Source organism: Glutamicibacter nicotianae (genome assembly GCF_002797775.1).
Taxonomy (GTDB): domain Bacteria; phylum Actinomycetota; class Actinomycetes; order Actinomycetales; family Micrococcaceae; genus Glutamicibacter; species Glutamicibacter nicotianae.
This window is the reverse complement of the sequence record NZ_PGEY01000001.1, coordinates 310,208-329,667: the sequence shown is the minus strand read 5'-3', so window position 1 is coordinate 329,667 and position 19,460 is coordinate 310,208. Positions and strand designations below refer to the sequence as shown.

Below are 19,460 nucleotides of genomic sequence, written 5' to 3'. Positions count from 1 at the left end.
TTGATGCCCGGTCGATGCCGCGCTTATCTGAAATTAACGTGGTCGGATTCGGTGCCGTCGATGCGTGCGAAGTACGGCTGGGAGTATCCCGGCTCGATCACGCATGGCAGGTCCTTCGAGGCTCGGCCATTGCCGTTGACGTTGAAGGTCACGTAGTTATCCGAGAACATCCCGCCGGAGTGGTAGCACTGGGCCAGGTAGGTGTGGGTTCCCGGGGCGAAGTTGTAGAGCTCCACGTGGTACTTGTAGCAGTTCGGCGGGCAGGTCGAGTTCGAGTAGCCGTTGTACATCGGCCCCTCGGACAGCTTCACCGAACGCGCCGGCTTCGGGTTGGTCTTCTCCGTCTTGGACCAGGACCTGGATTGGCCTTCGGTATCCGTTGCCACGATCTTGATGGTGCGGCTGGTGGAGTAGCCCAGGCCGGTGACCTTCTGCGAGCCGTCGTTCTTGGTGCTGTTGCCACCGATCTTCACCGTCTGGGTGACCTTGCGCCCGTTGGATTCCCCGGCAGCGGTATTCCAGCTGAAGGAGATCCAGTCGTTGCCATGCGACGCGGAAATCTTCGCGTTGTCGCGCAGCGGACCGTAGGCGCTGGTCTTGTTGCTGGCCGGGCTGGCGGTGCCGGCGCCGGCGGCGTTCAAGGCGCGCACGCGCCAGGTGTGCGCGGTGCCGTTGGAACCGGTGTCGATCACCGAGCCCGGTCCGCCGAAGGAGTTCCAGCTTCCGCCGTCGGTGGAGTACTGGTAGCCGGTGATCTTCGATCCGTTCGCGGCAGGGGCCTGGAAGTCCAGCCGCACCATGCGATTGGCGCCCGTGGCCTTGGCGCTCACGCTGGACACTGCCTTAGGCCGTCCGTACGGGGTCACCGCCACCGACTTGGAGCTCTGTTCCGAGCTGCCCTTGCGGTTGGTGGCGGCAATGGTGAAGGTGTAGGAACCGGAGGTGCTCAGGCCGGTGACCGACTGGCTGGTCTGGTTGGCGGGAATCGAGCCGATGGTCTTCTCCAGGGTGCCGGACTTGAAGACGCGCAGGGTGTAGCCGGTGATCGGCGCGCCGTTGGTGCCCGGAGCGTTCCATGCCACGTTGACCACGCCGCCATCCACCGCGGAGTCCTTGCGGGCCGCGGTAGGCGCCGCTGGCTTGAACGGCTTGCCCGCCGGAGTCACCGCGGCCGAGTAGGCGCTGAAGGCCGATGGCTTGGAGGCCTTGTTCACCGCGCGCACGCGCACCTGGTAGTCGGTGCCGTTCTTCAAGCCCTTCCAGGTGTAGGAGGTGCCGGTGATGCCGGTGACCTGGGTGACGCCGTTGGCCGGTGCCGGGGAAATCTCCAGGGTGTAGCTCTGGATGGCCGAACCGCGGCTGACCGGGGCGGTCCACTTGAAGGCGGCCTGCTGGTCGCCGTCGGTGCCGGTGGGGGCGGCCGGCTGCTCGGGTTCCACGTCCGGACGGGCATCGGCCGATTGCGCCGAGGCCGGGGATTCGCCGATCTCGTTGGTGGCGGTGACGGTGAAGTTGTACACGGTATCGTTGGCCAGCGGAGTGATGGTGCAGGTGGTGGTGGCGCACTTCTGGGTGTGCCCGCCGCCGCGCACGGTGTAGCCGGTGATGTCCGAGCCGTTATTTGCCGGTGGATCCCACTGCAGCACGACCTTCTGGTCGCCGGTGGACTGGACGCGAGGCAGTCCCGGGGCTTCCGGGGCGCCCTTGACGTTCAGCGTCACGGTGCCGATGACGTTGCGTGCCACGTCTTCGGTGACATCGCCAATGGTGTATTCCACCCGCATGGTGCCCACGAAGTCGTCGTTCGGGGTAATTGCCACCTGGTCGCCGCGCTTTTCCACCGTCCCGGTGTCTTCCAGGGCGCGGGCGTTGATCAGGCGCAGCGGACCTTCATCCGCGTACGGGTTGTGGTCATTGGCCAGCACATCAACCACTTCGGTCTTGCCCTGGGCGGCATCGGGGACGTTGTCGGCCACGGCTACCGGCAGCTCGCGCACCGAACCGGTGACGGTAATGGCCATGGCGGCCGGGACCGGCGGGTTGACGCCGTCGCTGACCGTGACGGTCACGCTGCCGGTGGTGCCCTTCGGGGTCGATGCTTCGGCGCTGACCTTCAGGTTGTGCCCCTCGACCAGTTCGGCCGTCACGCCCTGGATGTCCACCGAGGCAATGGCGAACTTCAGGTTCGGGACGTCCTCTTCATTGGCATCGCCGGCGGCCATGCGCAGGTCCAGGAAGGCAGGCTCCTCGCCCTGGCCCACCGCCAGGGAATTGGCCTGCAGGGTCGGTGCGAAGTTCTCCTCGTCGGGCTGCTCTTCTTCTTCTTCTTCGGGCTCGTCTTCTTCCGGCTGGCCTTCCTCGTTCTGGTTCTGGCGTTCCTCGGAATCGTTCTGGCGCGGCGCCGGGGTGACGTTGATCGGCAGGGTCAGCTTGGACTTCAGCCCCTTTTCATCGTCGGGGCCGGTGCCGTCGGTGACTTCGAAGCTGACGGTCGCCGAGCCGTCGAAGTCAACCGGGGCGCGGAAGGACAGCTCGGTGGCGGACTTGACCAGTTCGCCGTCGTTCTGCGGCATCGAGGTCACCGATTCCTCGGTGGTCAGGCGCGGGGTGCGGCCATCGCGCACGAGGACCAGGTGTTCCAAGTTCAGCGGCAGGACTTCTCCCGCTTGGACCTGCAGGTTCAGCCCGCTGCGCAGGATCGGACGGGCGCCGGCGGTGCCCGGCACGTGGACGAAAGCAGTTGAGGTCAGTTCGTCCGGGTCGGTCAGGGTGTAGGCGATGATCTGCGCCTCTTCGGTGGCGGTGACCACCAGGCCGTCCTCGGTCACCTGGGCGGCGGATGGGTTGTCCGGCAAGCTGATTTCCAGTTCGCTGGAGCTGCCGTCCGGGTCCTCGTCGTTGCGCAGGATATCGACGGTCACCTGCTCATCGGCAATGACTTCTTCCAGCGACACACGGTCGTCGCGGGCAATCGGGGCGAGCAGCTGCGCCTCGGGATCGGACTTGACGCTCAGCGTGCCCGCCGCGGTGCCGCCGCGGCCATCGGAAATCATGTAGCGGATCGACACGTTGCCGTCTTCCGGAGGCGAGGTGAGGGTGACGCGGCCGTCAACGACTTCCACTTCGGTGCTGGATTCGGTGGAGACCTCGCTCATCAAGGCGATCGGGTCGCCGTCCGGGTCGGTGTCGTTGTCCATCACGTCCACGGCGACCGGGCGGTCCGGGCGCACGGTCAGGAAATCGTTGACCGCTACCGGGGAATTATTGGATTCGGCCAGCGGCGCCACGCCGATCTTGATCGTGCCGGTGGCGCGGGCACCCAGGCGGTCTTCCACCACGTAGCTGAATTCGTCGGTGCCCGAGGCATCGGGATTAGCCGTGTAGTCGATGGAGGCCCCGCGGATTTTCGCGGTGCCCATGCGCGGCGAATCGCCGAATTGCACGAGCGACACCGAGTCGCCATCGGGGTCGATGGCGTCAATCGGGACCAGCACGTTGGTGCTGGATCCGGCGAACACGCGCCCGGTGACCGGTTCAGGGTTCGGCGGGCTGTTCTTCTCCAGGTCGTTGGCTTCCGCTTCGGGCAGCACGTTGAAGGTGACGCTGGCGCTGGTTTCCTGGCCGTCGGGTCCGGCCACGGTGTAGACCGCGGACACCTGCTTGGCCTTGCCGCCGAAGTCGCCGGCACGGAAGCGGATCGTCTCATCGGCGACCGAGATCAAGGATCCCTCGCCCAGGTCATCGGCTTCTTCCAGGTCCGGGCGCAGGATCAGCTCTCCGCCGTTGGGGTGGATGTCGTTTTCCAGGACCTTGACGGTGGCCACGTCGTTTTCGCGGACGGTGACGGTGTCGGGGTTGGCCTGCGGCGGATCCATGCGCGGCGGGGCCGGAATCGGGATCACCCGGATGGAGCCGGTCGCTTCGCGGGAGCCGTTGGAGACGGTGTAGCTGATGGTGGTGGGGTCGGTCAGGCCGCGCACGTCGGTGATGCGCACGAACGTATTGCGTTCCACCGAGGTGGAGAATGGCTTGTCGCTGGCGGTCTGCACGCCGGTGACCACCAGCACGCCGCCGGCCGGGTCGGTGTCGTTGCCCAGCACGTTGACCAGCACATCCTGCCCGGCAGGCAGCAGGGCTACATCGCGGACAGCGATCGGGTCCTCGGCCTTTTCCTCCGGCTTCTTGATGTCGATGCGGGCCAGGCCGGGGGCGCTGGCCGGGCCGTTGGTGGCCATGTATTCGACGTAGTAGGTACCGGCCCGTTCGGCGCGGGCGGTCACGGTTCCGGTCTGCGCATTGGTCCTCAGTTCCAGTCCGGGCACATCGTCCACGCCGGCCAGGCGCAGTCCTTCTCCGGTGGGGTCCGTGTCATTCTCCAGCGGGGTGAAGCTGGCGGATTCATTGATGGTGGCCACCACGTGGTCGGTGGCGGTCACCGGCTTGACCACGGAGTCGGCCAGGACCTCGATCAGCACCCGGCCCTTGGTGCCTTCCTGGCCGTCGGAGACCTGGATGGCCAATTCCTTCTGGCCCAGCTTCTTTCCATCGTCCTGGAAGGTCAGGGTGCCATCGGGCTGGACCCGGATCACGTCATCGCCCTCGGAGGTGCCGCCGAGCAGGCGCAGGTCATCGCCTTCCGCGTCGGTCCAGTCGGTGAGCACGTTGTGGCTGACCGATTCGCCCTGCTGCACGCGCAGCACGGTGGTGCGCTGCTGTTCCGGGGCCTTGTTGGTGTCTTCATCCACCACGTTCAGCTTGACCCGAGCGGTGTCCTGTCCCCCGCGGCCGTCCTTGGTGGTGTAGGCGAAGCTCGCCCCGCCCTTGGCGTCCTCGGGAACCACAATCTGGAATCCGGTGCCGTCATGGACCGGCTGCACGGCTCCGATCGAAGGCGCAGCGCCCTCCAGGTTGGCAGTCAGCAAGTCGCCGTCCGGGTCCACGTCGTTATAGAGCACCGGGAGCAAGGTGGTGCGGCCGGGGCGCACCGAATAGGTGTCGTCTTCGGCAATCGGCTTCTTGTTTTCTTCGGTGCGGTTGGGCAGCTCGATGGCGTCGGTGATTTCCTTGGTTTCTTCTTCCTTGGCCTCGCCCTCGCCGGCAGGCGGTTCCAGATCGCTCCAGTTGCTGACGATTTCCATGCCTTCATTGGCCAGCCAGACCTGTCCCGAATGCACATCGTTCAACACGACCACGTCGCGGTTGACACGGAATGCCAGTTCAGCGCCCTCGGTCATTTCCGGGATTCTGGTGCTCTGGTTATCGGCCGGGTTGTCGCAGAAGCGCAGGTACTCGCCACTGGTCTGCCAGGCCGCGTAGGTGCAGGATCCCACGCGTACCGGCTGGATCGGGGTGCCGGCGGTTTCCAGCTGCTCGTAGTTGGTGTCCTTGCCGGACAAGCTCACCGTTGCCAGCGACTGGTCCAGCGCGACGGCAATGGTCTCGGCTTCCGGACCCGGGGACTGGATTTTGGCGTTGGCCGGGTTCTCCAGGATCGCGGAGCCGCCTTCGGAGGTGACCAGCTGGCCGCTGGCATCATCGAAGACCACGCCGACCTTGCCCACGGCCGAGAGCTGCGGCTTCTTCATTTCGGCCAGTTCGGGAATTTCGATTTCCTCGCCGAGCTCGGCTGTTCCCTCGTCGTCCAGGGTGAAGCTGGACAGGGTTCCGGCGCCAATGTCTGCGGCCCAGATGGTGTCATCGGCGCCAACCACGGCGGCGGCTTCGCCCTTGGATTCGATCAGCGGTTCGGCGCCTTCGCCTTTGAATTCCGCGATCTGCTCGAGATTGCTGGCATGGACGGTACCGTGTTCTGCGTCGGTAACTGCAACAACTGAGGCGCCGAAAGAGAAGGACGAGTTGGCAGGCAGGTTGTTGTCGCCGGCGAATTGCACCATCGCGGGATCGATGGTGGTCAATGATGCCTGTTCAATGTTGCGCACCAGCACGCTTTCCTCATGCTGGACCAGGTCGTAGTTGGCCAGAGGGGTGGCGACGCCGCCGTCAATGGTGCGCGACTGGTAGTTGACATGCCCGATTTTGCCTTCGGACTGATTCACCACCCAGACGCCACCGTCGTTCAGTTCCACGTCAGCGGTTTCGAAGCCCGGATAGATAATGGCACCGGTTACGGCAAGCGCCGCCACCACTGGAATAGCAGTCACCTTGAAGCCGGTGCTTTTGAGCAGTCCGGTCCATCCGGTCGAAGCGGCTTTTGCCATCTAGAGGTCAGTCCTTGTTTTGCTGGTACGAGTGCGCGCTGGAATCCGGCCTTATTCCCCAAAATCAGATTCGTCGCCCTCCAATTCTAACGAACTGACAAAACCATCGCCATGGAGAGTTCTCCCCACGCGTGCTGACTAGGCGGTTCGGCAACGCAACACAATCCGGAAGGCCGTTCATGGCTTACCGCGGATCACTGCTTTCCAAGGTGTTGAACACACATCCATCGCTGACAACACTAGCGAGGCAGCTCTCACCCTTGGAATGCCAGCTTGGGCGAGGGATAAGTAATAGAGAATGAACCCGCGGAAAAGTCTTCAACAAATCTTTCATATCAACTACTGTTAGCTACATGACATCCCCCGCACCGCACCGCGATCCCTCGGCCATCGACCAGATCGCCGAAGATTTCTTCGCCAAATCCCTTGAACTGACCCCGGAGTGGGGAGTTTCCCTTGGCATGCCGGGTTTCGAAACCGCCTACGGCGACTATTCCCCTGCCGGCACGACCCAGATGATCAGCTTGCTGCGCGAGACCTTGGGCGCATTGGCCAACGCCACCCCGGTCGACGCCATTGACGAGGTCTCCCTCGATGCGATGACCGAGCGGTTGAGCCTGGAATTGGAAATCCTGTTCACCGGGCGCACCGAACTGAACAATATTGCCAGCGCGGCCCAGGAAATCCGCTCGATCATCGATTTGATGCCGCAGGATACCTCCGCGGATTATGCCTTCATCGCCCAGCGGATGTCGAACATCCCTGCCGCGATTGACGGCTACATTGCGTCCCTGCGAGATTCCGCCTCGAACGGCTTGGTCGCCGCACAGCGACAGGTCTCCATTGTGATCACGCAAACCACCGACTATGCCAAGGACGGCGGCTTCTTCGACCAGCTGGCCGTCTCCGGCACCACGGTGGATGCCGCATTGCAGGAACAGCTTCAAGCCGGTGCAGACGCCGCAAAGACGGCCTACCGCAAGCTCACCACCTACCTGCAAGATGAACTCCTGCCGCAGGCACCAGCCGAAGACGCGGTGGGCCGGGAGTACTATTCGCTGATGTCCCGCCGCTTCCTGGGCGCAACAGTGGACCTGGAAGAGACCTATGCCTGGGGAGTTGGCGAGCTCGATGCCATCATTGCCGAGCAGCAGCGCGTCGCCGAGCAGATCAAGCCGGGCGCCACGATTGAGGAAGCCAAGAGGATCCTCAACGAGGATCCGGCACGAAAGCTGAAAGGCACCGACGCCTTGCGCGATTGGATGCAGGGCAAGGCGGATCAGGCCATGGCCGATTTGTCGGGCACGCATTTCGAGATCCCGGCACCCATGGACCGCATCGAGTGCATGATTGCGCCCACCCAGGATGGCGGCGTGTACTACACCGGGCCGTCGGAAGACTTCAGCCGTCCGGGCCGGATGTGGTGGTCGGTTCCGCCGGGAGAAGATGAATTCACCACGTGGGCCGAACTGACCACCGTGTACCACGAAGGCGTGCCGGGCCATCACCTGCAGATTGGCACCGCGCAGATGCAGGCAGCCACGCTGAACAGCTGGCGCCGATTGATGTGCTGGGTTTCCGGCCACGGCGAAGGCTGGGCACTGTATTCCGAGCGTCTCATGCACCAGCTGGGCTACCTCGACGATCCAGGCGACTACATGGGCATGCTTGACGCGCAGCGCCTGCGTGCAGCTCGCGTGGTCTTCGACATCGGTGTCCATTTGGGCTTGGAAGTCCCCGCGCAGTGGGGCTCCGGCACCTGGAATGCCGAAAACGGCTACGAGTTCCTCCAGAAGAATCTGGACATGCCCAAGGGGCAGCTGGACTTCGAGTACAACCGCTACCTCGGTTGGCCGGGCCAGGCCCCGTCCTACAAAATCGGCCAGCGACTCTGGGAGCAGATCCGCGATGATCTCGCAGCGGCCCAGGGCGAGAACTTCTCGCTCAAGGATTTCCACACCGCGGCATTGCAGCTCGGTTCAGTGGGCCTGGATATCCTGAAGCGCGCACTGGTCAAGTAGCTTCCAGCAATGCGAATTGGCGGCCCTGCAATACTGCAGGGCCGCCAATTCGCATTACGCCTTGTAGCTGGAAATCTGGATCAGATTGCCGCAGGTGTCATCAAAGGTCGCCACCATCACGGGACCTGCGTCGATTGGCTCCTGCGTGAACTCCACTCCCAATGAGCCCAAGCGCTCGAATTCCGCCTGGACATCATCAACGGCAAAAGACGTTGCGGGGATGCCATCGGCTTTCAGTGCCGCGCGATATGGCCCGACAGCTGGATGCGCCGCCGGCTCGAGGAGGACTTCAGGACCATCCTCCTGGTCGGCAGCGACGAGGGACAGCCAGCTGTACTCGCCGACGGGAATGTCGTGCTTCACCTTGAAGCCCAGCACCTCGGTATAGAACGCCTTGGCTTTCGCCTGGTCATCGACGAAGACACTCGTAATGTATACGCGCATTAGTTTCCTTCTTTCCGCTCCAGAATAGGCAACGGCAATAAAATCGCACCGCTTTGCTGGCTCCTACCTTTCCACAAGACACCGACAGGTCAAGGCTGGCAGGCCCTGCGTGTGAGATCACCGCCCCGAATCACGGAGTCCAGTAGCGTGAAATCGCGATAAACTCGACAGATTCTACTGATAATCGATAGATTATGATTGATAATCAATCGTATGACGAATTCTGCCATTGCTCTGCTTCGGGCTTCGCTGATCGCTATCTTCCTCGGCGCACTCTTGGCCCAGACGCTGATTTTGCCGCTGCTTGTCGCAGAGTCCGTCAGCATCCATCCCGAAGTTGCCTATCTGGCCACCCCATACCGATGGGTGGTGACGGCGGGAATCATATGCCTGCAGGTTGCCCTGGCCTGCATCTGGATACTGCTGTCAAAGGTTCAACGTCAGAGAATCTTCGAGAATAGTTCATTGCGCTGGGTCACCACCATCATCTGCGCATCCGCGATCGCCACCTTCTTGGTCCTGGGATTGGGATTTCACTTGCTGTCGATCGTCGGCGCCGGCGGTCCCGGCGTATTCTTGATGGTCGCTGGCACCGTGGCGTTCGGCAGCGCCGCCACCTGGCTGCTGGTTGTGATGCGCAATCTGCTCGCGTCGGCAATAGGACTGGAAGCCGAGATGCGTGCAGTGATCTGACTTTCCTTGCACAGTCAAGGCAAATAGTCCAGAAACAATGAACGACACGCAGAAATTCCCAAATGGCGAACTTTGTTTCGGCGCCCAAGGAACCCTTCATTTCTCGCGTAGTTTCACCGGATTTGTGACCCCCGGCACCGCTTTGGAGTGCAATGAAGCACAAACAACGAAATATCGTCATGTTCAGTAACATTGACTGCTGCCCAAGCAGATGAGCACCCTAATCTTGAACGCATGTCTACTAACGCACCTGCAACTAAGCTTCCCCGCTGGATGACCAGTTTCGGACCGCAGATCATTGCGGCACTGATTGTCGGTCTCCTTTTGGGCCTCGTGGCCAAGTACACCGGCAGCACCGCCGAAGAGCCCAACGGCCTGGGTGAAGCCCTGTCGATCATTGGATCCAGCTACGTAGCCCTGCTGCGCACCGCGGTAATCCCGCTGATCTTCTTTGCAGTTGTCGCCTCGATTGCCAACCTCGCCAAGGTCACCAATGCAGCACGGCTCGCATGGCAGACCCTGCTGTGGTTCGCCATCACCGCTCTGGTCTCCGTCGTCATCGGCATGGTCCTCGGCACCGTTTTCCGCCCCGGAGCGAATACCGGCCAGGACATGCCGGATGACTACACCGGCAAGACCGGCGACTGGCTAGGCTTCCTCACCGGATTGGTCCCAGCCAATTTCCTGGGCCTGGGCGCCAGCACCAAGCTTGCCGATGATGCCACCGCCACCACCTCGATCAGCTTCAATGTCCTGCAGATCCTGGTGATTGCCATTGCTGTGGGCATCGCCGCACTCAAGGTCGGAAAGGCAGCAGAACCCTTCCTGGCGTTCTCCGCTTCTATCTTGGCGATCATCCAGAAGGTCCTCTGGTGGATCATCCGCATTGCACCGATCGGCACGGTTGGCCTGATCGGCAACGCTGTCGCCACCTACGGCTGGGACACCATCGGCGCGCTGGGCAAATTCACCGTAGCGATCTATGTCGGCCTGGCACTGGTGCTGTTCGCGCTGTACCCAGTCCTGGTCCGTGCTCATGGCCTGTCCATCAAGCAGTACTTCTCGGGCGTTTGGCCAGCCGTGCAGCTGGCCTTCGTCTCGCGCTCGTCGATTGGCACGCTGCCATTGACCCAACGCGTCACCGAACGCAACCTCGGCGTGCCTTCGGGCTACGCTTCCTTCGCGGTGCCGTTGGGCGCCACCACCAAGATGGACGGCTGCGCTGCCATCTACCCTGCGATCGCCGCCATCTTCGTTGCCCAGTTCTTCGGCGTCGAGCTCTCGCTCACCGATTACTTCCTGATTGCCCTGGTCTCCGTCTTGGGCTCGGCGGCAACCGCAGGCACCACCGGCGCCATCGTAATGCTGACGCTGACCCTGTCCACCCTGGGCCTTCCGCTGGCAGGCGTCGGCTTGCTGATGGCAGTTGACCCGATCATCGACATGGGCCGCACCGCGGTGAACGTCGCCGGCCAGGCGCTGGTTCCAACCATTGTCGCCAAACGCGAGGGCATCCTGGACATCGACATGTACAACGCTCCACGCAATGGCAATCCTTTTGCCGACGAAAGCATCTCGGCTCCAGAAGCTGAGGCAGCCGCGGCCAAGTAGGCATTGCTGGTGATGATCGGCGCACGGGCATTTTCGCCCGTGCGCCGATTTCTTGTTTAAGGTCACACCCACTCCTTTTGCACAGAGTGCAACTTTGCACGTAGTGTAATCATGTGACTTCTCCAAGTACCGGCACCCGCCGCGAACTGAACAAGCAGGCGACGAAACAAGCCATCGTCGAAGCCGTCGCCGATCTGCTCCGCCACGGCTCTGGCACCGCGCTCACTGCGACCCAGATCGCCGAGGCGGCAGGAATCTCCCGGCGAACGCTCTTCAACTACTTCCCCTCGGTGGATGCGGTCTATTCCTATCCGCTGCATCAGGTTCTGGGAACCATGGTGGATTCCATCAGCGACCTGACTGATTCCATGCCATTGGTCGAAGCGATCATCGAAGCGCTCAAGTCCGATGATGTCACGCGGCTGCTCGGACAGGTGGCTCACTTCGGTGCGTTCTTGCGGACCGAAGGTGCCAACTGCGGCTTCCCCGCCATGATGAATGAATGGCAGACAGCCGCCACTGAAGTCATCGAGAAGGTGGCCCGACGCTATCCGCACGCCAATACCTTCAACGTCAGGGTCTTCACCCATGCGCTGCTCGGCGCAGGCCAAGCCGCCTTCGACGAGTGGATCGAACGTCTGCCCGCCACCGAAACTGTCGGCATGGACATCTCCCCCGAACTAATTTCCGTCTTCCATTCCTTGATTACCCAGGCCATGGAAACCCTTGACGAGGGTTTCAAGGCCTTGCCGCTTTCCAGCACTAGCACCGTGAAGGACATCTAAGCTCATGGCTTCCCTCCTCTACCGCCTCGCGCGATGGGCACACCTGCACCGCTACCGCGTCATTTCGATGTGGCTGGCAGCCTTCATCTTCATTGGGCTGTGCGCCAGCTTGTTCATGGGCCAGCTGTCCAATACCTTTACCCTTCCGGGAACCGAAACCCAGCGCACCCTGGACCGGATGAAGGAAGAACTTCCGGATCTCGCCGGCGGTTCCGGGTCCATCGTGTTCCGCGAAAGCTCGGACCGGCCACTGAATGAAACCCAGAAGCAGGCCATCGCCGACTCCTTGGACCAGCTGGGCATGCATTCCCAGGTCGTCGAGGCCATGAGCCCTTTCGAATTGCAGGAACAGCTCGACAAGGCCCAGCCTGAGCTGGACAAGGCGCAGCAGGAACTGGTTGACGGCCAGAAAAAGCTGGACGATGCCAAGGAGCAGATTGCCGATGGCAAGGTGCAGCTCAAGGATGGCCGTGAGGAGCTCACCGAAGGCTGGGCCCAGTACTTCGACGGGCAGAAGGAAATCCAGGATGCTGAACCGCAGATCGCCGCAGCCGAAAAGCAGCTGGCCGATAGCCGCGCACAGCTGGAAGCCGGGCAGCGTGAGCTGAACTCGGGCCGCGAGCAGCTGGAGGCTGGCGAAGCGAAGTACGAGACCGGTTTGGCCCAGTACAAGGACGGCAAGGCCGAATACGATGCGGGCCGGGAACAGTTCGAGGCTGGCGAGAAGAAGCTCGAAGCCGCCGATGCCAAGCTCGCCGCGGGCGAAAAGGAATACCAGGCTGGCATGGACCAGCTGCTCGGAGACTCCTCCCGCAAGGAATTCGAGGCAAACCTGTCCGACGGCAAGAAGGAAGCCACCGCGGGCCTGAAGGCTGCCGAGGACGGACTGGCCAAAGCACAGGCAGGCCTGGCCGAAGCTGAAGCGGCGATCAAGGACCTGACGGCCAAGATTGCCGGCGTGCAGCAGCAGCTCGATGCCGCTGAAGAAGCCGGCGATGAACAGAAGATCGCCGAATACACTGCTACCCTCAACGCCCTGAAGGAAGGCCTGGCCAAGGCCGAGGCCGGCAAGACCGCAGCCGAATCCGGCATCACCGAAGCTACCGCCGGCAAGAAGCAGGCCACCGCCGCGCTGGAGCAGATCGCCAAGGCAGAGGCAGGCCTGAAGCAGCTTGATGCCGCGCGCAAGGAACTCGACGCCGGCCAGGCCCAGGCCAAGGCCGGCCACAAGGAACTGGAAGCCAACCGCGGCCAGCTTGATGCCGCCAAAACCCAGCTGGATGCAGCCAAAGCGCAGCTGGATGCAGCCAAGAAGGAAATCGCCAGCAACAAGGCGAAGCTGAACCAGGGCCAGGCCGAGCTCGATGAAGGCCGCGCCAAGCTGGAAGCCGGGCAGCGTGAATTCGATGCCAAGAAGGCCCAGTTCCTTGAAGGCAAGGCTGAACTGGCAGCCGCCAAGAAGCAGCTTGAAGACGGCGAAAAGACCATCAAGGAAAAGACCGCCGAGCTCGAGCAGGGCGAAAAGGATGTCGAGCAGGGCCTGAAGGACCTGGAGTCCGGCCGTGCTGAGCTGGAATTCGCTTCCCGACAGGTGGGCGCGAGCTCCGGCATGCGTTTTGTTTCCGAAGACGGAAGCACCGCTGTCTCGCAGGTGAGCTTCAAGGTCCAGACCGACGCCCTGACTCCCGATGACCGCGAGCAGATCAAGGCCATCGCGGCAGGGCCGCAGGCCAATGGGGTTCAGGTGCTGTTCTCCAAGGAGATCATGCAGGACATGTCCCAGGTCTTCGGCGCTTCGGAAATCGTTGGCGTGGTGATCGCCGCCATCGTCCTGCTGGCCATGCTCGGCACCTTGGTTGCCGCCGGCTTACCGCTGCTGCTGGCGATCCTCGGCGTAGGGGCCGGCGTGGGCACCACCATGGCGTTCTCCTCGCTGATCGACATGGCCTCGATTACCCCTGCCCTGGCGCTCATGCTGGGCCTGGCGGTGGGCATCGACTACGCGCTGTTCATCATCCACCGCCACCGCTCGCAGCTGCTTTCCGGCATGGAGGTCGGAGAATCGATTGCACGCGCGGTGGGCACCAGCGGCAACGCGGTGGTCTTCGCCGGCCTGACCGTGATCATTGCGCTGGCAGCCCTGGCTGTCCCGGGACTGCCGTTCCTGACCGTCCTGGGCCTGTCGGCCGCGTTCACCGTATTGTGCTCGGTGCTGCTGAACATCACCCTGCTGCCGGCGCTGCTGTCCCTGGCTGGCAACAAGCTGGTATCCAAGCGGGCCCGCAAGAAGGCCGCCGCAGATGCCGAGAATCCGAAGGTCAAGGAATCGATCTCCACCCGCTGGGTGCGCATGGTCACGAAGATCGCTGTCCCAGTGACCTTGCTGGTGGTAGTCGTTCTGGGTGCCATCGCCCTGCCGGCCACGCAGATGCGTACCGCATTGCCCGATGGCAGTGCTGAACCTGCTGATTCGCAGGCCTTCCAGGCCTACGAGCAGACCAGCGACAAGTTCGGCTCGGGCTACAACGGCCCGCTGCTGGTCCTGGCTGACCTGCCGGCCGGGCTGAGCGAGCGCGAAGCCGAGGAGAAGAGCCTCGACGTGGCCGACCTGCTGCGCGAATACGACGGTGTCGTGGCCGCCATCCCGGTCACCATGACCGACGACCGCAGCTTGGCCGCCATCCAGGTGATCCCTACCGATGGCCCGTCCTCGGAAGCCACCGAGGCGCTGGTGCACCAGCTGCGCGCAGATTACTCGAAGTTCTCCGAGGCCACCGGCGCCGATATTGCCGTGACCGGACAGGTTGCCGCGCAGATTGACGTCTCCGAGAAGGTCACCGCCGCGCTGGTCCCATACCTGAGCATCGTGGTGGGCCTGTCGCTGATCCTGCTGCTGCTGGTCTTCCGCTCGGTGGTGGTTCCACTGCTGGCTACCGGCGGCTTCCTGCTTTCGCTCGCGGCCGCCTTCGGCGCCAGCGTCATGGTGTACCAGTTCGGCTGGTTCTCCGCGCTGTTCGATGTCAATGTCCCAGGTCCGCTGCTGTCCTTCCTGCCGATCCTGCTCACCGGCATCCTGTTCGGCCTGGCCATGGACTACCAGGTCTTCCTGGTCTCGGCGATGCGCGAACGCTACGCCCACGGCGAGCCTGCCAAGGAAGCCGTCCGTTCCGGCTTCTCGATGGCAGCACCGGTGGTCACCGCAGCCGCGCTGATCATGATTTCGGTCTTCGCCGGCTTCGTGTTCTCGCACCTGGCAATGATCCGGCCGCTCGGTTTCGCGCTGGCCTTCGGTGTGCTCTTCGATGCGTTCATCATCCGCATGACCCTGATTCCTGCAGTCATGCACCTGCTCGGCGACAAGACCTGGTACCTGCCCAAGTGGCTGGACAAGATCTTGCCCGACGTTGATGTGGAAGGATCGAAGCTCAACGAAATGCTGGAATCCGAGGACAACGCTTCCCAAGACGGCTCCAGCCAGGACCAGACCAAGGAGAACGCGGCAGTATGAGCGAACAGCTGAATCCCGAACCCCGGCTGCTCTTGGCTTCGGCTTCCTGGGGGCGCAAGAAAGTTCTGTCCGATGCCGGCATCATGTTCACCACCCAGGTATCCGAGGTGGATGAAGACGCAGTGCTTGCCGCCGCGGTGGACCGCGATGGCGATCAGTCGCCAGCGCAGACCGCCTTGCTGCTGGCCCGTGCCAAGGCTGAGAATGTGGCGCAGGCCGGGCAGCCGGATGGCACCGTGGTGCTGGGTTGCGATTCGGTCTTCGAGCTTGATGGCACGGCCTACGGAAAGCCGCACACCGCGCAGGTGGCCCGCGAACGGTGGCAGCAGCTGAGCGGTGCCACCGGCATCCTGCACTCGGGCCATTGGCTGATCGATACCGCCGATCCAGCCCAGGCCCGCGGCCAGGTCTCTTCGACCGTGGTGCATTTCTCCACCGTGAGCGATGCCGAGATCGAGGCCTACGTAGCCAGTGGGGAACCACTGCCCTGCGCCGGAGCCTTCACCATTGATGGGCTGGCCGCGGCCTTCATCGAGTCCATCGAAGGCAACTTCCAGAACGTTGTCGGTTTGGATGTCTTCGTGCTGCGCGGCCTGCTGGCGCAGGCCGGGATCAGCCTCGTGGATCTCTGGAAATAGCCCGGCTCTTGCCGGATGGTGGTGCCTTCCGCTGCATGGCGGAGGGCACCATTTTTCATGCCTGCAGTTCCTTGCTCAGCAGCATCCACTCGTCCCCGAACCCGCGTTGGCGCATGATGCGGCGCCGGCATCGGCGGCATTGGAGGTATTCAACAATCCCGGTGGACGTCGGATGGCTGGATTCGATCTGCCAGCTGTGCTCGTGGAGATCAACTTCTTTCCGGGAACCAGCGGCGTGGCTGTGCTGTGCAGTAGTCATGGCTCCAGCATGATGTAATGCTCTTATGCAACTCAACCCTTACGGAGAATATGCGGTGCTGCTCGCCGCATCACTGGCCAACGGCTGGCCTTCGGAGCGCGATGGCATCGAGCAACGCGCCCGCGAGCACGGCATGACCATGCCCTTTCCGCGACTTGGCTCGGACTACGTCCAAATGCGCGCAGTGATGGATGACTGGCTGGACATCGTTGACGCACCGTCGGATGCCGAACGGGCACGGCTGCTCAATGCGCAGACCGCTCGCGCTTCAGCCTATCCGCGCCTGGTTGACCATGATGACGAGGGATGGCACCTGCACTATCGCGATGCCGGCCAGAGCATGCCCCAGGTGCTGCGCTCCGTTTTTTCCGTTGGCACGGCATTGCATCTGACCACCCGAGGCATGCACCGGCTGCGGCGCTGCGAAGCGGAACCGTGCACCAACGTGGTTGTGGACGTGACGCGCAACGGGCGCCAGCGCTACTGCTCTGTGCGCTGCGCCAATCGCGCGGCAGTCAGGCGCCACCGTGAGCGGCAGGCGTAGCTGCCGAGCCCGCTCCACGCTGAATCCAAAGCGCATTGGCTTGGCTGGATGCCCCGTGGTTTGCCAAGGCATGAAGTCCCGTCCACAGTTGCCTGTCCCGGGCGCGGCACCGGCATGGGCGGGCCCCTCGGAGCGCAAGGTAGATTGGATTAATCAGCATTTCAGGAATTCCATGACAGCCACCCAGCTAGAACACGAGAACGTTCTCGTGGATCCTGGTCCACCCCGCATCTTCCCAGTGCGAGATGTCAGTTCCGGCCCGGACCAGCATCATCGCTGTTTCGGGAGTACTCACCTCAACAATGGCATCCGCACCCCCTGCTCCGCCGCATCCGCCAGCAGCGGAGTCTTCTCCATCGACGAACTTGAAGAGGCAGGCAGTCTGCTTATCGGCAGAAGCGACGGCGAAGTAGTCAGCACCGCCATTTGCCACCAGGAAACGCACGGACTGCGAGTCAAGGTTTGCCAGCGGGCTCTTATCGCCTGGCCACTTGTCAGCTTCGCCAGGTTCTCGGTCCAGCGCCGGAATTCCGGTCCCGCTGGAACAGGCTGCCAGTGGCAGCGTTCCAGCAGCGAGCAGCGCACACAGCGCCTTTCTCCGGTTTCCCACGGCGGCCTCCTTGTTTTTCATAGTATCGACAGCTTAGTTCGACCGGCACAGGACGGATAGGGCAGATGCCAGCACCTCCGACATGCAAGCGGAAAGCGGCGTTCCCTCCATGGCCCGGCGGGTGGTAGCGGCCGCAGGCCATATCGGGCGGGTGCAACGAAGCCATAGAGCGAGGCAGCTTTGTAGGATTCCTCTAAAAATTTCACCCTAACACCCTCGTTTTAGGCGATAACTACATATAGTTCCCACAAAAACGATAGGCTCTTAGCTGAGAAACCCTATTTTTAAAAGACAAGGTTCATGATGAATCCATTGACGAAGGTGCTTATCGCCAACCGTGGCGAGATTGCAGTGCGTATTATCCGTGCCGCCCGCGACGAGGGAATCGAGTCTGTTGCGGTCTATGCCGACTCGGATCGCGATGCGATGCATGTGCGCCTGGCTGATGAGGCCTACGCACTGGGCGGCACCACCGCCGCTGAATCGTACCTTCGCATTGAGAAGATCCTGGACGCCGCCGAACGTTCCGGCGCCGACGCGATCCACCCTGGCTACGGATTCCTCTCGGAGAACGCGGAGTTCGCCCAAGCCGTGATCGACGCAGGCTTGACCTGGATCGGTCCTTCGCCGGAATCCATCGACAAGCTCGGCGACAAGGTCAAGGCCCGCCACATCGCTGAAAAGGTGGGTGCTCCGCTGGTGCCCGGCACCAAGGATCCGGTGGCCTCGGCGGACGAGGTGTATGCCTTCGCCGACGAGCACGGACTTCCATTGGCCATCAAGGCCGCGTACGGCGGTGGCGGACGCGGCATCAAGGTTGTCCGCAACCGCGAAGAAATCGGCGAGATGTACGATTCGGCGGTCCGTGAAGCTGTCGCTGCTTTCGGCCGCGGCGAATGCTTCATCGAACGCTTCCTAGATGCACCGCGCCATGTGGAGACCCAGTGCCTGGCCGACACCCATGGCAATGTGGTTGTCGTTTCCACCCGCGACTGCTCGCTGCAGCGCCGCAACCAGAAGCTGGTCGAGGAAGCCCCGGCCCCGTTCCTGAGCGAAGAGCAGACCTCCCGGCTGTACGAAGCTTCCAAGGCCATCTTGCGCGAGGCAAACTACACCGGCGCCGGCACCTGCGAATTCCTCGTGGGCCAGGACGGCGTGATCTCGTTCCTCGAGGTCAACACCCGCCTGCAGGTCGAGCACACGGTCTCCGAGGAGATCGCCGGCATGGACCTGGTGCACGAGCAGTTCCGCATCGCCCGTGGCGAGGAACTGGGCTACGGCGACCCCGAACTGCGCGGCCACTCCTTCGAATTCCGCATCAACGGCGAGGATGCCGGTCGCAATTTCATGCCGACCCCAGGCACCATCACCAAGATGAACCTGCCCACCGGACCCGGCGTCCGCGTGGATTCGGGCATCGAGCAGGGCGAGACCGTTTCGGGGAACTTCGACTCGATGATCGCCAAGCTGATCGTGACCGGCCCGACCCGTGCAATCGCCGCAGCCCGTTCACGCCGCGCCCTGGAGGAATTCCAGATCGAGGGCATGGCCACCGTGCTGCCATTCCACCGCGCGGTGATGAGCGATCCGTCATTCGTTCCGGCAGAGGGATCATTCAAGGTCCATACCCGCTGGATCGAGACCGAATTCGATACCGTCATCGAGCCTCACCCTATGCCCATGGGCGGCGAGGAGGCAACCGAGGAAGAACGCACCTGCGTGACGGTCGAGGTTGGCGGAAAGCGCTTGGAAGTCACCCTTCCCTCGTCGCTGGGCTCCGTATCCTCGAACGGTGCCGAGAAGGCCGCAGGCAAGAAGAAGCGCAAGCCCGGCCGCAAGGCAGCCGGTGCCGCTGGCGCGAACAGCGCAGAGCTGCGTTCGCCAATGCAGGGCACCATCGTGAAGGTTGCCGTCGAGAATGGCGACACCGTTTCCCAGGGTGATCTGATTGTCGTGCTGGAAGCGATGAAGATGGAGCAGCCGATTATCGCCCACCGTGATGGCGTGGTCAGCGGCCTGGACATCGCTCCGGGCGAGACCCTGTCGTCGGGTGCCGTCATCGCGTCGATCGACGAAGCCAAGTAGAACCCGCCAAGCGCACCGGAGGGCCTGGACAGAATTGTCCAGGC

At 62.7% G+C, this 19,460-nt stretch carries 12 protein-coding genes; 8 read left to right on the top strand and 4 right to left on the bottom strand.

Annotated elements, in window-relative coordinates:
* Positions 1-23: 23 nt before the first annotated feature.
* Complete coding sequence (locus ATK23_RS01435) at positions 24-6,218, bottom strand: Ig-like domain-containing protein (RefSeq protein WP_066139632.1); 6,195 nt, start codon at positions 6,216-6,218, stop codon at positions 24-26.
* A gap of 353 nt (positions 6,219-6,571) precedes the next feature.
* Between ATK23_RS01435 and ATK23_RS01430 the strand changes: the two genes are divergently transcribed.
* Entirely contained in the window at positions 6,572-8,239 is a 1,668-nt protein-coding gene (locus ATK23_RS01430; protein ID WP_066139634.1) for a DUF885 domain-containing protein, read from the top strand.
* A gap of 54 nt (positions 8,240-8,293) precedes the next feature.
* Here ATK23_RS01430 and ATK23_RS01425 read toward each other — a convergent pair whose 3' ends face one another.
* Positions 8,294-8,683, bottom strand: a complete 390-nt coding sequence (locus tag ATK23_RS01425; RefSeq protein WP_066139637.1) for a VOC family protein — start codon at positions 8,681-8,683, stop codon at positions 8,294-8,296.
* Positions 8,684-8,896: 213 nt separating this feature from the next.
* On the opposite strand from ATK23_RS01425, the gene ATK23_RS01420 reads away from it, so the two are divergent.
* The 5 genes from ATK23_RS01420 to ATK23_RS01400 all read left to right on the top strand — a co-directional run bounded on the left by ATK23_RS01420 (position 8,897) and on the right by ATK23_RS01400 (position 15,918).
* On the top strand, positions 8,897-9,376 hold the full coding sequence (locus ATK23_RS01420) for a DUF2975 domain-containing protein (RefSeq protein ID WP_066139640.1): 480 nt from the start codon (positions 8,897-8,899) through the stop codon (positions 9,374-9,376).
* Between the two features lie 234 nt (positions 9,377-9,610).
* Positions 9,611-10,987 carry a dicarboxylate/amino acid:cation symporter gene (locus tag ATK23_RS01415; protein WP_066139643.1) on the top strand — a complete coding sequence of 459 codons (1,377 nt, stop codon included), beginning with the start codon at positions 9,611-9,613 and terminating at the stop codon, positions 10,985-10,987.
* Between the two features lie 113 nt (positions 10,988-11,100).
* Entirely contained in the window at positions 11,101-11,772 is a 672-nt protein-coding gene (locus ATK23_RS01410; RefSeq protein WP_066139646.1) for a TetR/AcrR family transcriptional regulator, read from the top strand.
* A gap of 4 nt (positions 11,773-11,776) precedes the next feature.
* Positions 11,777-15,280: an MMPL family transporter gene (locus ATK23_RS01405; protein ID WP_066139649.1), complete on the top strand. Its 3,504-nt coding sequence runs from the start codon at positions 11,777-11,779 to the stop codon at positions 15,278-15,280.
* The gene (locus tag ATK23_RS01400) at positions 15,277-15,918 is read left to right on the top strand and encodes a Maf family protein (protein ID WP_066139657.1); all 642 of its coding nucleotides are present in this window, start codon (positions 15,277-15,279) and stop codon (positions 15,916-15,918) included. Before ATK23_RS01405 ends, ATK23_RS01400 begins: the two co-directional genes overlap by 4 nt.
* 55 nt (positions 15,919-15,973) lie before the next feature.
* On the opposite strand, the gene ATK23_RS01395 is transcribed toward ATK23_RS01400, so the two are convergent.
* Positions 15,974-16,177, bottom strand: coding sequence for a hypothetical protein (locus ATK23_RS01395; protein WP_066139659.1), 204 nt, complete (start codon positions 16,175-16,177; stop codon positions 15,974-15,976).
* Positions 16,178-16,202: 25 nt separating this feature from the next.
* Between ATK23_RS01395 and ATK23_RS01390 the strand changes: the two genes are divergently transcribed.
* The gene (locus ATK23_RS01390) at positions 16,203-16,721 is read left to right on the top strand and encodes a CGNR zinc finger domain-containing protein (RefSeq protein ID WP_066139661.1); all 519 of its coding nucleotides are present in this window, start codon (positions 16,203-16,205) and stop codon (positions 16,719-16,721) included.
* Positions 16,722-16,908: 187 nt separating this feature from the next.
* Here the strand turns inward: ATK23_RS01390 and ATK23_RS01385 are convergent, their stop codons facing one another.
* A complete protein-coding gene (locus tag ATK23_RS01385; protein ID WP_066139664.1) occupies positions 16,909-17,331 on the bottom strand; it encodes a hypothetical protein in 423 nt (140 codons plus the stop codon).
* A 300-nt stretch (positions 17,332-17,631) separates the two neighbouring features.
* Between ATK23_RS01385 and ATK23_RS01380 the strand changes: the two genes are divergently transcribed.
* A complete protein-coding gene (locus ATK23_RS01380) occupies positions 17,632-19,416 on the top strand; it encodes an acetyl/propionyl/methylcrotonyl-CoA carboxylase subunit alpha (RefSeq protein WP_066139667.1) in 1,785 nt (594 codons plus the stop codon).
* Positions 19,417-19,460: the final 44 nt, after the last annotated feature.

Coding starts and splice junctions, on each gene's coding strand:
- ATK23_RS01435 (WP_066139632.1), bottom strand. CDS start 6,218: ATGGCAAAAGCCGCTTCGACCGGATGGACCGGACTGCTCAAAAGCACC.
- ATK23_RS01430 (WP_066139634.1), top strand. CDS start 6,572: ATGACATCCCCCGCACCGCACCGCGATCCCTCGGCCATCGACCAGATC.
- ATK23_RS01425 (WP_066139637.1), bottom strand. CDS start 8,683: ATGCGCGTATACATTACGAGTGTCTTCGTCGATGACCAGGCGAAAGCC.
- ATK23_RS01420 (WP_066139640.1), top strand. CDS start 8,897: ATGACGAATTCTGCCATTGCTCTGCTTCGGGCTTCGCTGATCGCTATC.
- ATK23_RS01415 (WP_066139643.1), top strand. CDS start 9,611: ATGTCTACTAACGCACCTGCAACTAAGCTTCCCCGCTGGATGACCAGT.
- ATK23_RS01405 (WP_066139649.1), top strand. CDS start 11,777: ATGGCTTCCCTCCTCTACCGCCTCGCGCGATGGGCACACCTGCACCGC.
- ATK23_RS01400 (WP_066139657.1), top strand. CDS start 15,277: ATGAGCGAACAGCTGAATCCCGAACCCCGGCTGCTCTTGGCTTCGGCT.
- ATK23_RS01395 (WP_066139659.1), bottom strand. CDS start 16,177: ATGACTACTGCACAGCACAGCCACGCCGCTGGTTCCCGGAAAGAAGTT.
- ATK23_RS01390 (WP_066139661.1), top strand. CDS start 16,203: ATGCAACTCAACCCTTACGGAGAATATGCGGTGCTGCTCGCCGCATCA.
- ATK23_RS01380 (WP_066139667.1), top strand. CDS start 17,632: ATGATGAATCCATTGACGAAGGTGCTTATCGCCAACCGTGGCGAGATT.